Consider the following 13,262-nt stretch of genomic DNA (forward strand, 5'->3'; position numbering starts at 1 on the left):
CCCGGAAAGTTATTTTAGCGACCTCCTTTGCTATAATTTGTGAGCATCTTTGGCTTCGCCCGCAGCAAGGGGTCTTACCCCTCACCCGGTCAGCGACCTAAAAGCCGAGGATAAATATCAGTCAAGAGAGGATATGGCAATGGGCGAATTTCTGACAGTCGATGTGTTGGCGGACACGATAGCGATACTCGGTGCATTGGGTTTTTTCTTTTTAGGATATCAAGCTTTGCAGATGTTAAAAAGATAAACTATAGCCTTTCAAGCTCTCATATGAGGTACTATCGGGGATCGGGCATAGGCCAAACAGGGCATAGGGCATAGGGAATAGGGCATACCTCACTTTTTTGAGAACCGCTATATTAGGCAATTTACCATTCGGCGAGCAGTTGCGGTGGAATACAGTTAAATGCTGGTCGGGTGGGCATCGGGCTCGCCAAAAATCTGCAATTTAAATGTAAAATAACTGACGGGTCAAAAAACCGAAGCCCCCGACGCTATGAGTTTGGAAAGCCAACAATTTTAGACTTTTGTTCGAGTTTCCAGATGAATCTGTGAAGTAAATCTCAAATCTCAAATCTCAAATCGACGGACTTACTTACAACTCAAAACTACCGACTGTGAAACTGTTTCTTGCGAAAATCAACCAAAAAAAGGCTGCGTTATAATCATGGTGAGCCAACTTTTAGATGGACGCTATCAAATCATTGAAGTCATAGAAACAGGAGAATTTGGACAAACCTATCTAGCCAAAGATATTCGCCGTCCCGGTGAACCGCAGTGCTTTGTCAAACACCTGCGTCCGGGTACCAAAGAACCGAAATTAATTAATACTACGCGCCGTCTTTTCCAAAAAGAAGCAGAAGTTCTAGAAAAGCTCGGTCAACACGATCAAATTCCTCAGCTATTCGCTTATTTTGAAGAAAATGAAGAATTTTTCTTAGTTGAATCTTTTATTCCTGGTCACTCGCTATCAACGGAGATTGTACCGGGGAAGCCTTTAGCAGAAGAAAAGCTAATTCCTTTGCTGAAAGAACTGTTAGAAATTTTAGTGTTTGTACACGGACAGGGAGTAATTCACCGAGATATTAAACCGGCTAATTTAATCCGCCGCTATTCTGACAATAAGTTAGTGCTGATCGACTTTGGCTCGGTGAAAGAAATTCACATTGCTCAAAGACAAGCGCCGGTAACTGTGCGGATTGGGACGCTGGAATATATGCCGATCGAGCAATTTCAATACAACCCGCAACTCAACAGCGATATCTACGCCTTGGGAATGATTGGTATCCAAGCAATGACGGGTTTGCCGGCTTACGATTTGCCGAAACTGCGGGATTTGAAAAATTCTAATAAAGGCGAAATTGTTTGGCGGCATTTAGCAGTGTGTTCCCAAGCGCTGGCCGATGTTTTGGACAATATGGTGCGCTACGATTATCGGGAACGCTATCAGTCGGCGGCGGAAGCTTTAGCCGATTTGAGGAAAATTGGCGATCGATCGCGCGCGCGGATTCCCAAGCTGACAATATATCGCGAAGAAGTCGATCGGCGCAGCAGCAGCCGGGGTGACATTACAGTTGTCGGGCGGAGAATATTAGAAGAATTGCGCGTCAGTTTGGAATTGCTACCAGACGAAGCAGAGGCGATCGAAGATGAGGTATTGAACCCTTACCGCAAATACAGGCAAAAAGGCGAACGCTACGAACAATCGCTGCATGAAGCAATGCAGCAAGAATATCCCTTTTCTCTGGAAACTCGCGACGAGTTAAAGCGCTTGCAGCAAGTGTTAGGGCTTACCGACGAAGATGCCGCGAGAATCGAAGAATTAGTCGTTCCTAAATCTTTATTCGCTAAATTGTACAAGGCGATCGCCACAGTGTTGGACGGACACCGCAACCCCAACCCGAAAACAGAATTGCAGCCAACTCTGGCGGTATCCCCGGAGGTGGATCTGAACGGAAAAACCGATTTGTCGTTAGCGCAGCCCGCCCCTACGGGGGCTACGCCAACGGAGAGGATCGCGACTCCACCAGCAATTGTCCTCAAAGAACCTCGCAAATTCAATCCTTATCTCGCCGGAGCAACCTTTGCAGCACTCTTAGCGGCGATCGGCGGAATTTACGGATATCTCAAATGGCAAGAAGGCGAGCAAGGATTGCAACAAGAAGCCCAACAACTCAATCAAATTGAATCTCTCTATAAAGCCAGCAATTATGAAGGCTGCATCAACCAAATCCCCACAATTCCCAACACCAACAGCAGCTATGATTCCGCCCAAAAGTTACAGCAACAGTGCCAAGCAGGCCTACGCTGGAAAAACGCCAAAGTAAAAAACTTTGCCCAGCATTCAGATGCCGTCGGGGCAGTTGCTTTCAGTCCAGACGGGTTAATGTTAGCCAGCGGTTCAAAAGACAAAACCGTCCAAATTTGGGATTTAGCTACAGGCAAATCGATCCGCACTTTCGCCGGAGATTCATCCACCATTTGGTCGGTTGCTTTCAACTCAAGCGGTACAAAACTTGCGACAGGAACAGGTTTTTGGAGAGTGATGCTCTGGGATTTGAAAACAGGAGAAGGGACGCGCCTTCTCGACCACACAGCTTCTGTTTGGTCAGTCGCTTTCAGCCCCGACGACAAGCTGATTGCTAGCGGCAGCGGAGACAAAACCACGAAAATTTCGGATGCAGCAACTGGTAGTTTGATCTATAATTTGCCAGACCATACAGATTTTGTTTATTCTGTTGCTTTCACTCCCGATGGCAAAAGTTTAGTTAGCGGTTCTAAGGACAAAAAAATTACAATTGTTGATGTAGCAACGGGCAACTTGATCAAAACTCTTGAGGGACACGGCGACCAAGTGAGGTCAGTTGCTGTCAGCCCGGACGGCAAAACCATTGTGAGCGGTTCCTACGATGAAACTATTAAAATTTGGGATATCGAAACAGGAGATTTAATTCGGTCGATCAAGGGACATTCTGACGATATTGTCTCGGTGGCTATCAGCCCGGACGGAAAGTTTATTGCCAGCGGCAGCAAGGATAAAACTATTAAAATTTGGGACTTTGCTACCGGAGAATTGCTGAATACTTTGACCGGACATACTGATGAGGTTTATGTAGTGGCTTTTAGTCCCGACGGCAAAACTATTGCTAGCGGTTCTAAAGACAATACTATTAAGTTGTGGCTCAGGTAATTTGAAGGAAGAAGGAAGAAGGAAGAGGGAAGAAGGAAGAGGGAAGAAGGAAGAGGGGATCATCTCATTCTACTCGTTACCAGGCTCTGGCCTGGTAATGCAGATCTGGAGGCTCTGCCTCTATTATTTCAAGGGAAGCACAGCCTCTATATCTCAGTTCCCTGGCTGAAGCCAGGGAACCAGTTAAACAGATAATTGCGCTAGCGCTGCTACGGATCGCCTCTCATTTAATTGGAGTAATTAAGCTCATTTTCTAATGATTTGGGAAAGTGCCAAGCAGGTGTTTCTAATTCCTCCTCGCTAGGAGAATTTTCAGTTGAGTCCTCTCGGACTTTAAAAAAGTAGTAGAGGTTCGCCACAGTTAAATCAGATATTTCTTGCAAGTTCGAGCCAGCTAAAGCTTGATAGCCAGTGGCGATCGCCCGCTGGCTGACATACAATTCGTATCTCCGGCGGAGTTCCGGCGACACGGCGAAGGCTAATTGGTCGCGCAAGGATAGGAAGTGAGACTTTTGCTTTAAATTATCATAAACTGCGGGTTCCGCAGCTAATGCCGCGAATGCAGTGTGTACGTAGGTTTTTAAATCATCACCGCTGAGTCGATCTAAACTAGCTAACTGGTGCTGCTCTTTGGGAGACAAAGTTTGCATCCAATCAACCTCATTTTGCCAAAATTCTATTACACTTAAATCGTGACCCAAAATCCTAGTAACTTCGGGAAATAAAAAATTTAGTTCTGATTCCGATTGACATCCTTTAACAACAGTTAGAAGGTCTAGACGAATTTTTGATTGCAGTCCTAGGAGGCGATCGCTCGCCCTATCGTAGGCCCGCTGCAACTCAAACGTGAGCCCGATCGCCTGCTCGATCGCCCAAACACATTCCATTTGCCGGATCTGTCCGGCAGAAGACAGCCCCTCCAACAAACTGGGACGCTCATAAATATTTAAAGCCTCAAACAGCATATCCCGCCCGCCACTAATTTCGGAATTCCGAAGTTTAATATCGGGCAATGTCAAAGCAGACTGACAGCGTTTGACAGCCTTAGAAAAAATATCATAACCGTTAACCAGTTTCTGACGGTGCATTGCAAAATTAGAGTCGTGAGCCACCTGAAAAATCTGCTGGATCACCTCAACTCCCCGCTCCTTGAGGATATGTCTGAGATCGATAAATCCGTCTTTAATTTTTAACTTTTGGTGCTTTGCCTCTTCTCTAATTTTTAATACTTGGTCGAAGTTTACTGCTGACAAAACCGTATTCGAGACAGCCCCAAGACCAATCACAGCAACAGTTGCTTGCATCACCGCCAAATTAATTTTTAGACAGTTAAGCATTCTGTATATTTTTTGAAACCCCTGATGAGTTTGAGCAAGCTGCAACGGTGCCACAGTCACGTACACGGGAGCTACCAGCGGCTGCACGGGCCCGCCTCCGGCTAACTGTGCGAGCAATCCTAAAACTCCGCGATCGGATAGAGTTGCAGTTGTTGATGGATAAAAAACTTTGGCAATCTCGACAAACTCCCCCGTCACCGGATCTCTAGCTGCCGGGAGCAATTTTCCTGTTTTGGCAGCAGGCTGTATCAGGCCGCCAGTATTGAGTCGATCCTGAGTTTCAGGGGTGAACAGATAATCCATATTGTGACACCAGTTTAAAAAAAGAATACAACTGATGAAGCCCGTGTTCCAAACCGTTAGGTCATCTGTCATTCCCCATTTCCAATTCTAAAATCTAAAATATAAAATCTAAAATGGTGTGACTCAGTTTGTATTCAAAAAAGCAGATGTTCTGTATTGTATGCTATTTAGGGAAATGAGGAAAAAAAGGAAATGAATGAATATCTCAAGGTATTTCAGGCTATTACTCAGTTTAGCGATCGATTGTTAGCCGACGAATATAAGTCCGTGGAAATTAAACAGTCAGCTACCCACCTCAACTTAGATGTGGAACACTGCGTTGACGAAATGAAGCAGTCTGCCCTCAGACTCAAGAAGTTACTTGAATTATGTTTCAAAGATATATCTCAGGCGGAAGATGTCTGGAATAGCAAGCCCAGAATTGCTGAAGCGTCTCCTGTTGAGGTATGGGAGCAAATTGGCGAACTAAGCGGATGCGATGTAAGAATTCGCAGTTTAGGAAAACAGGGCAAATATGATGCTGTTGTTAAAGCTCGCAAAGCGTGGAGCGACAAAACTACCAAGTTAAAAAATCAGTGGTTTTTGTGGGACAAAAATTATCAAGTGTTTCAAAGAGATACTATCGGTTTTTTTGAACAAGATAATTTGCACAAAGAGTTGCGGAGTGAAGTCAATTACCAGGCGGAACGAGTGGTTTTGATTGTCGAAAATGAACTTAATTTAATTTTTAAAGAATTACAGTCGATTGATATCGAAAAGATTGAATTTTGTATAGAATGCTTCGACCTCCACAGTCAATTGAGATTTAGAGAGCGACTGCAATCAATAGGTGGCGAGATTGTGTCGAAGTTTACAGAACCTCTAAAATATTTACCGGAGTCTTATGCGAAAACTTTTAAAGAAACGCTGAAAGAGCCTGTAGAAACTCTGGTTCATAAAAGTAAATTGGGAATCAGTTTGATCGATTTTGAAGAGTCTTGTAAGGTAATTGAATCGCTCGTAGATGATTTGATATTAGAAATTTTTGAGGAGCGTGTGAAACTGGCAATTCACACAGTTGAAAAAACGATAATGTTCTACAATAATTTTTTAGAAAAGCAGGCTCGGTACCAGCAAGAAACAGCCCAAGAGCGAGTGGCGGAAAAAGATTGGATGGAATACCAGCGGCAGCAACTCAAGAAAATTGAGCAGTATATTGAAGCAGTTATTGGTTAGTGGTTAGTGGTTAGTGGTTATTGGTTAGTAGTTATTGGTTATTGGTTAGTAGTTATTGGTTATTGGTTAGTAGTTATTGGTTATTGGTTATTGGTTATTGGTTATTGGTTAGTAGTTATTGGTTAGTAGTTATTGGTTATGGGTTATTAGAACGAACAACTAATAATTAACAAATAACCACTAACAACAGTCAACAGTCAACAGTCAACAGTCAACAGTCAACAGTCAACAAATTATTGATATTGACCGCCGATTTCGTAAACGATCGCGCCCAAAGATGCCAAACTAGCTAAAATCAGCATTCCAGCGGGCATAAACTTGCGAGTTTTGACCAGGCGTACAATAAAGACTACTGCTAAAACAGCGGAGATTGCTGCTGCTAATGTTAAACCCCAAGTTTGTCCCATGAGTTGGGCGCTGCCGGCAAAAATTAGCAGCGAACCGCTAATCAGACCCGAAATGAGGGAGGCTTGGCTTTTGGCCTTGATGTAACCTATGATGCCGCCAATCAGTGTCAAAACGCCGTAGCCGATCGCCGCTGTTGTACCTAAATTCATTTTTAATCCTCACAATTTTACTCTTTGCATCTAAGTTTATACAGCGAGACCTGCTATTTCGGTCACAAATTGTTAGAAAATTTATTAAATCCAGTCAAGATATCTAACTGTTATACAATTGCCCTTATGTCAGCCCTAACCTCTGGTGCGATCGCCCAAATCCGTTACCTCCAACGCCAAGCAGCATCCCTGCTGCTGTATCAATCAGTCCTCACAAGCCCCACAGCTCAAGCCTTTCTCGACTTGCTGCAAGCTCTCCACCACAGCGAAATCAGCGCTTTAGACTGTCAGGTGGCTTACGGCAACTGGTTCAAAGTTCAGGCCGCTCAAAATCTGAGTTGGAAAGATGCTCTGATTTGGGAAATTCTCAAAGACGAAAATCCCTTTTCACGCAAGGCTCAACAAACAGATTTTGCGAGTTTGCCGCCCGCTTTGGTAGAGGCCGCCCGACACGATTTACAAGTGCTGCAAAATATTTACGAATGCAGCAGCGAACAGTTGAGCAAGTGGGTGCGGGTAGCGGGTCAACTTGACGTAGTGCCTCCGATTTGGCATTCCGAAACTGTAGCAGAACCGGGCGATAAACCCCTGTACGGACAACTGGAAAAATGGTCTGCTGCTGCGGAATCTTTGGCAGAATATTACCGAAAGTTTGGTACTGGTTTATTTGCCGAATATCGCGCTTTTAGCTGGCGTTCTGGGCAGTTGGCGGGTATTTCGCATCCCGATCGCATAAATTTGAAAGAGTTGGTTTGCTGCGATTGGCAGCGCGATGCTCTGGTGAAAAATACGGAGTTTTTGCTGGCGGGTTATCCGGCTTTGCACGTCTTGCTCTACGGGAGTCGCGGTTCTGGTAAGTCTTCTTTGGTGAAGTCGCTGCTAAATGAATTTGGATCTCGCAATTTGCGGTTGATTGAAGTATCTAAATCGGATTTGCAAGATTTGCCGCTAATTGTTGAAAAGTTGCGGGGAGTTCCTCAAAAGTTTATTATTTTTGTCGATGACCTTTCTTTTGAGGAAGATGATGATGCTTTTAAATCCTTGAAAGTGGTTTTGGAAGGAAATGTCACCGCCCGCTCTCAAAATGTGGTAGTTTATGCCACATCTAACCGCAGGCATTTAATTCGAGAGTTTTTTGATGACAGGCCTCGCCCCCGCGACGGAGATGAAGTTCACGCTTGGGATACGGTGCAGGAAAAACTCTCATTTAGCGATCGCTTTGGCTTGACTTTAACTTTTGAACCGGCGGATCAAAACACTTATTTAAGCATTGTCCGACATCTGGCAAAACTTGCTGGAATCAAGCTCGCTGCTGAAGATTTGGAGCACCGCGCTAAGGAATGGGCAACTCGTCGCAACGGGCGATCGGGCAGGAGTGCGCGGCAGTTTGTTGATTTCCTGAAAGCAGATTTAGCGCTGTTTGACAAGTAGATCGTCTGTACTCGAAGGGCGGGTTGTTGCTGAGATATACGAGGCAATTCAGGCTCTGAATCAACCCGCCCGACGAGCGCCGCCTGGTGAAATTAAAAATCTTAATTTTTTCATAATTTTCTTGATAATAAATAACTGACAAAATTTGATATGATTGGCTAAACTTCCGCAAAAAGCTCCAGAGTCCGAACCCGTCGGGACTCCATGAATCCACCACTAAATAATGAGGAAAATCTCATGGGTTTATTTGACAAAATATCGCAGACTCGCCAACAAACGGACGTAACGTTAGGGCCTGCCGAAGCATTTGCGGCGATCGCCCTAATTGCTGTAGCAGCCGACGGTTACATCAATGACAGCGAAAGTAAAGCGATTAGCATGACGCTATCTCGGATGCAACTGTTCCGCAGCTATCCCGATGACGTGATGAGAAAAATGCTGGAACGGCTGCTGATGATCCTGCAACGACAAGGAGTCGAGGTACTGTTTAATGCGGCTTTGGTAACACTTCCCGACGAACTTAAAGAAACAGTTTTTGCTGTAACAACTGACATCGCTTTAGCAGATGGCGAAGTGTCGGAAGAAGAAGAACAACTGTTAAACGCTCTTTACAGTTCCTTGGGGCTTTCCGAAGAAATTGCACTCAAGATTATAGACGTGATGTTGATTAAGAACAAAGGTTAAGAAAGAAGGAAAAGATCAAAAACTTAGGAGTTTTGACTTAAACAATCCGGGATGCATCCTGACTTGAAAAACCCGGTTTCTTCGTGTATTTTTCGTAGAAACCGGGTTTCGACCAGCCCTGGTTAAGTTTTGTTCAAAAAAGACAAGATTTTTTCATCAAAACTCACAACTCAAAACAGCTTGAAATGCCTTTCACTTACAACCGCACTGTTCGCTTCCAAGATACCGATGCTGCTGGAGTCGTTTACTTTGCCAACGTTTTGGCGATGTGCCACGAAGCTTACGAGGAATCTCTAGCAGCATCGGGCATCAATCTCAAAGCGTTTTTTAGCAATCGGGAAGCAGCTTTGCCCGTAATTCATGCTACTGTAGATTTTTATCGTCCTATGTTTGCGGGCGATCGGCTGATAATTCAACTAACGCCCAAACAAATAGCTGGCGATGAATTTGAAATTGCCTATCAAGTATTTTCTGGGGAAGTTGCAGGAAAAAGCGCGGCTAAAGCTCTTACTAAGCACGTCTGCATCGATGCAGTAACGCGAACTAGAAAACAGCTATATGAAGACTTAATCCAGTGGTTGAGGCAATTTGAGAGTTAAGATTTTACTTGAGTTCAATATTTTATATAATAGCAGGAAATGACAGTCAAATTTCTGTTTAGTTTAAAAGTTCTTCTAACTTGTTTATATTAAGTATAGCCTTTTTCAGAAAGATGAGGTACTATGCGGCATAGGGCATAGGCCAAACCGGGCATAGGGCATACCTCACCACGCTTGATAACCGCTATAGTTCCACTTAATTAAACGTGAAATACAGACGAATCAAAAACGAGAAGCTCTAAGCATTCTTCCTGATGACTGATGACTAGCCTTCGGCTTCGCGAGCGGCTAAAATGACTAATGACTAATGACCAATGACTAATGACTTCTTCTTATGACAAATCGCAATTATGCCATCATCGGTACGGGAGCTTTAGGCGGATTCTACGGTGCTAAACTGCAAAAAGCAGGTTTAGAAGTGAATTTTTTGCTGCGTAGCGATTACCAGACAGTCAAAAAACAGGGTTTGATAATCGAGTCTCCCGAAGGCGACTTCACCCTCCCGCAAGTCCGCGCCTACCACGACGCGCGCAAAATGCCTCAGTGCGACGTAGTAATTGTAGCGCTGAAAACAACTCAAAATCACTTGTTGTCTAAAATATTGCCTCTTTTATTAAAGGATGACGGCGTTGTTTTAGTATTACAAAACGGACTAAATGCGGAACCACAAATTGCTAAAATTGTCGGTGCAGAAAGAGTGATTGGCGGGCTGTGTTTCCTGTGTTCTTATAAAATTGGGCCCGGTCATGTCTCCCACCTAGATTACGGTACTATTACCTTGGGCGAATATGCCCAAGACTACAAAGCCATCGGTATTACTGACAGATTGCACCAAATTGCTGAGGATTTTCAACGGGCTGAGATTCCCATAGAAATGAGCGAAGATTTACTATTGTCAAGGTGGAAAAAGCTGGTTTGGAATATTCCTTATAACGGGCTTTCTGTGATTTTAAATGCGAGAACTGACGAACTAATGGCTAATCCCGATACTTTAATTTTGGTTGAGAAAATTATGGCGGAAGTGATAGCGGCGGCTAAAAGTTGCGATCGTATTATTCCCGATAATTTTATCCCAAATATGCTGGAATATACTCACAAAATGAAGCCTTACCGCACCAGCATGAAAATCGATTACGATGAATCGCGGCCGCTGGAAGTAGAGGCGATTTTTGGCAATCCGATACGGGTAGCCGAAAAAACAGGTGTTAAGTTGCCACAAATAGAGGTACTTTACCGAATGTTGAAGTTTGTGGATGTTCAAAGGCAGGAAGCTGAGAGGAAGAGAAGGCTGTTAGATTTGTCGTAATTAGTCAGTTGACTGTTGACTGTTGTCAGGAGTCAGAAATAAGCATGGAAAATTCTGCCTTCTGCATTGATTGCGCCTAATAATTATTGATATTTGAGCCCAATTTCTTGCAATTGTTCTCGATTGATTTTGCCTTGAGAATTGCGCGGCAATTGTTCGACGATTACCCAATATTTCGGTCGCTTAAACTTGCTCAACTTATCTTCTATTGCCACTTGCAGATTTTTGACAGTAACTTCGGAATTAGCGGGAACATAAATCGCTGTCACGACTTGACCCCAATCTTTGTCTGGCAAGCCAATTACAGCAACATCGGCAACTAAATTAGTATTCTTAATTGCGGCTTCGACTTGGGCCGGAAATACGTTTTCTCCGCCGCTGATAATCTTGTCGCTGCTGCGTCCGACAATATTTAAACAGTTATTGCGATCGATAAATCCTAAATCGTCTAATTGAAAATATGGCAAATCGCCAAATTTTTCAGGATAATAACCCAAGGCTAAGGATTTAGCATTAACTGCAATATTTCCAATTTGATTGGAACACAAAATCTCACCTTGGGGAGTGCGAATAGTTATTTTGGCGTGGGGTAAAACTTGACCGGAACTGTTATTGCCCGCGAGAAAATCTTCGGGTTTGAGTGTAGCAATTTGTGAAGCGGTTTCTGTCATGCCGTAACAGGGTGCTAGTTTGATTTGATGGTTTCTAGCTGTTGCTAAAAGTTCCGGCCAAGCGGGAGCACCGCCCAAAAGTACGGCACGAAACCGAGACAACCAATTAGCTGTATCTGGGTTTTGCAGCAGCCGTTGCAGTTGAGTTGGAACTAAGGAAATGAAAAATTCTTCGGGTTCAATATCGGCTTTTTTGCCGGATTCTAGTGCTTTGAACGGCTGGATTACCAGTTGGCCGCCTGTGGTGAACGATCGCACAAACTGCATGAAACCGCTGACGTGGTATAATGGCAAAACGCAGAACGAGTTAATTTTTTCAAGTTGAAAATATTCTTGAAAACCTTGGACTGATGCGGTTAGTGTTTCCCAAGTGTGGATGGCAAAACGAATTTTTCCCGATGAACCGCCGGTGGGAATCATGATGTTATCAAAACCGTTTTTAGTCGGTGAATTGAATCCGGGCGAATGGAATTCGGGTGAATGGAATTCGGGTGAATGGAATTCGGGTGAATTGAATCCCGGCGAATGGAATTCGCGGCTATACAAACGAAGTCCGCCTTCGCGGACTGTAAGAGAGGGAAATATTTTTTTTAACTCAGCATTTTGTCCTAAAATTAGGTCGGGTTCGACTAAATCAAAGACTTGTTCCCATTCTTGTTTTACCCAGTTGGGATTGCAGAGAAAAATTGGGCATTTGGCGGCGCGGGCGCTGATGAAACTGGCAAGAAATTGCAGGGGTTCTGATTCTGCGATGCAAATTTTTGGGGGTATTTTTGGGGCGGGATTTTTGGTGATTTGTTGAAATTGCCGATCGACTATTCGGGCAAATTCGCCGCTGTCACAACCGACAAGCCAATTATTTGGCAATTCAAAGGGTAGATTCAGGATATTTACTGTGAATTTTTTTGCCATAGATGCTTTAACCAAGTGTCTTGATTGTCGTCGAACCAGCTATCGGTACCGAAGCCTAGGGCTCTATTATTTATAGACAATTCTGTTGCTAAATTTAAGGCGGCTTGTCTCCCCATTTTGGTTTCAAATACTGATGAGAAAACTGCGTCTATATTGTGAGTTTGACAAAAGTTTCGCAGTTGGGATGGAAAACCGCAAATCGCAGGTTTAATGACGAAAATTCCCCGCCAACCTTGGCTGTAGCATTCTTGGATGCGATCGAGGTTGGCTGCGGATTCGTCTAGGGCGAGATCCGTGGCATAAATAGCATTCAATTCTACCATTTCCTGAAACTGGGCGATCGGCAGCGGCTGTTCCAAAAATTCAATATCTGCCGCCAAGTCGGGAGTTGCTTTTACTTTGTCGCAAGCTTCCAGCCATTTTTGGGCCTCGGAATAGGTGAGTCCCCCATTAGCATCTAAGCGTAAAAGTGCTGTTTGGCGATCGGCCAAATCGTGCATTGATTCAATTAGCTGCTGAAAAATCTTTAATTCTTGTTCAATTGCAGCAACACCAATTTTCCATTTAAACGTGCGATGTCCCTCCAACCAAAGCATCGGTAAAACCTGCAAAGCTGTGTCACCAGCAGGCAATAAACCGCTGTACCGACTTAAATCTTCGCTTTTCTCCCCCCCTTGGCAAGGGGGGGTTGGGGGGGGTGGATTTTGCTCGTTTGATAGTGCTGACTCAAAGCCAAATTGACAAGCTGGTAATTCAGCAGAAATCGCAAAAATCATCTCTGATGAAATATTAGCAGGTAACTGGTGACAAAAATCTAAAGCTTGCTCAACACTTTCCGAACCAAACCAACTTAAAGGGGCAATTTCTCCCCAACCAATGCGATTTTTTTCATCAATAAGTCGCAGAATAATTCCTTCTCGAATATCCCAAATGCCGTGACTTGTTCGCAGCGGGCGCTTAAATTTTCGCTGATAGGTGCGAAACTCGAATTTATATAGCATTTACTTTTAGTTAATCATAAAATCGTCTCGATTTATCAATTGTAGGGTGTGCATTG

At 44.0% G+C, this 13,262-nt stretch carries 11 protein-coding genes; 7 read left to right on the forward strand and 4 right to left on the reverse strand.

From position 1 onward, the window contains the following. The first annotated feature begins 49 nt into the window (after window positions 1-49). Window positions 50-247, forward strand: a complete 198-nt coding sequence (locus tag QUA01_RS14415; RefSeq protein ID WP_194070562.1) for a hypothetical protein — start codon at window positions 50-52, stop codon at window positions 245-247. A 420-nt stretch (window positions 248-667) separates the two neighbouring features. Then, entirely contained in the window at window positions 668-3,190 is a 2,523-nt protein-coding gene (locus QUA01_RS14420; RefSeq protein ID WP_333092268.1) for a protein kinase domain-containing protein, read from the forward strand. A gap of 227 nt (window positions 3,191-3,417) precedes the next feature. Here the strand turns inward: QUA01_RS14420 and QUA01_RS14425 are convergent, their stop codons facing one another. Then, complete coding sequence (locus QUA01_RS14425) at window positions 3,418-4,902, reverse strand: hypothetical protein (RefSeq protein WP_333092266.1); 1,485 nt, start codon at window positions 4,900-4,902, stop codon at window positions 3,418-3,420. Window positions 4,903-5,022: 120 nt separating this feature from the next. On the opposite strand from QUA01_RS14425, the gene QUA01_RS14430 reads away from it, so the two are divergent. After that, entirely contained in the window at window positions 5,023-6,045 is a 1,023-nt protein-coding gene (locus QUA01_RS14430) for a hypothetical protein (RefSeq protein ID WP_333092265.1), read from the forward strand. Between the two features lie 233 nt (window positions 6,046-6,278). Here the strand turns inward: QUA01_RS14430 and QUA01_RS14435 are convergent, their stop codons facing one another. Then, window positions 6,279-6,602, reverse strand: a complete 324-nt coding sequence (locus tag QUA01_RS14435) for a TMEM14 family protein (RefSeq protein WP_333092263.1) — start codon at window positions 6,600-6,602, stop codon at window positions 6,279-6,281. A 126-nt stretch (window positions 6,603-6,728) separates the two neighbouring features. On the opposite strand from QUA01_RS14435, the gene QUA01_RS14440 reads away from it, so the two are divergent. The 4 genes from QUA01_RS14440 to QUA01_RS14455 all read left to right on the forward strand — a co-directional run bounded on the left by QUA01_RS14440 (window position 6,729) and on the right by QUA01_RS14455 (window position 10,622). Further along, complete coding sequence (locus QUA01_RS14440; protein ID WP_333092262.1) at window positions 6,729-8,033, forward strand: ATP-binding protein; 1,305 nt, start codon at window positions 6,729-6,731, stop codon at window positions 8,031-8,033. A gap of 237 nt (window positions 8,034-8,270) precedes the next feature. Beyond that, a complete protein-coding gene (locus tag QUA01_RS14445; protein ID WP_333092302.1) occupies window positions 8,271-8,717 on the forward strand; it encodes a tellurite resistance TerB family protein in 447 nt (148 codons plus the stop codon). A gap of 185 nt (window positions 8,718-8,902) precedes the next feature. Further along, the gene (locus tag QUA01_RS14450) at window positions 8,903-9,316 is read left to right on the forward strand and encodes an acyl-CoA thioesterase (RefSeq protein ID WP_333092260.1); all 414 of its coding nucleotides are present in this window, start codon (window positions 8,903-8,905) and stop codon (window positions 9,314-9,316) included. A gap of 334 nt (window positions 9,317-9,650) precedes the next feature. After that, window positions 9,651-10,622, forward strand: a complete 972-nt coding sequence (locus tag QUA01_RS14455) for a putative 2-dehydropantoate 2-reductase (RefSeq protein WP_333092259.1) — start codon at window positions 9,651-9,653, stop codon at window positions 10,620-10,622. Between the two features lie 83 nt (window positions 10,623-10,705). Here the strand turns inward: QUA01_RS14455 and QUA01_RS14460 are convergent, their stop codons facing one another. Both QUA01_RS14460 and QUA01_RS14465 read right to left on the reverse strand, forming a co-directional pair. Further along, complete coding sequence (locus tag QUA01_RS14460) at window positions 10,706-12,205, reverse strand: 2-succinylbenzoate--CoA ligase (protein WP_333092258.1); 1,500 nt, start codon at window positions 12,203-12,205, stop codon at window positions 10,706-10,708. After that, window positions 12,184-13,206: an o-succinylbenzoate synthase gene (locus QUA01_RS14465; protein WP_333092257.1), complete on the reverse strand. Its 1,023-nt coding sequence runs from the start codon at window positions 13,204-13,206 to the stop codon at window positions 12,184-12,186. The genes QUA01_RS14460 and QUA01_RS14465 overlap by 22 nt, the downstream gene beginning before the upstream one ends. Between the last annotated feature and the right edge of the window lie 56 nt (window positions 13,207-13,262).

The sequence above is a fragment of the Microcoleus sp. S36a_B3 genome (genome assembly GCF_036700745.1).
Taxonomy (GTDB): domain Bacteria; phylum Cyanobacteriota; class Cyanobacteriia; order Cyanobacteriales; family Microcoleaceae; genus Microcoleus.

Bases quoted from the DNA above. Each gene is read 5' to 3' on its own strand.
- QUA01_RS14455 (WP_333092259.1), top strand. From the start codon at position 9,651: ATGACAAATCGCAATTATGCCATCATCGGTACGGGAGCTTTAGGCGGA.
- QUA01_RS14430 (WP_333092265.1), top strand. From the start codon at position 5,023: ATGAATGAATATCTCAAGGTATTTCAGGCTATTACTCAGTTTAGCGAT.
- QUA01_RS14465 (WP_333092257.1), bottom strand. From the start codon at position 13,206: ATGCTATATAAATTCGAGTTTCGCACCTATCAGCGAAAATTTAAGCGC.
- QUA01_RS14435 (WP_333092263.1), bottom strand. From the start codon at position 6,602: ATGAATTTAGGTACAACAGCGGCGATCGGCTACGGCGTTTTGACACTG.
- QUA01_RS14450 (WP_333092260.1), top strand. From the start codon at position 8,903: ATGCCTTTCACTTACAACCGCACTGTTCGCTTCCAAGATACCGATGCT.
- QUA01_RS14425 (WP_333092266.1), bottom strand. From the start codon at position 4,902: ATGACAGATGACCTAACGGTTTGGAACACGGGCTTCATCAGTTGTATT.
- QUA01_RS14420 (WP_333092268.1), top strand. From the start codon at position 668: ATGGTGAGCCAACTTTTAGATGGACGCTATCAAATCATTGAAGTCATA.
- QUA01_RS14460 (WP_333092258.1), bottom strand. From the start codon at position 12,205: ATGGCAAAAAAATTCACAGTAAATATCCTGAATCTACCCTTTGAATTG.
- QUA01_RS14440 (WP_333092262.1), top strand. From the start codon at position 6,729: ATGTCAGCCCTAACCTCTGGTGCGATCGCCCAAATCCGTTACCTCCAA.
- QUA01_RS14445 (WP_333092302.1), top strand. From the start codon at position 8,271: ATGGGTTTATTTGACAAAATATCGCAGACTCGCCAACAAACGGACGTA.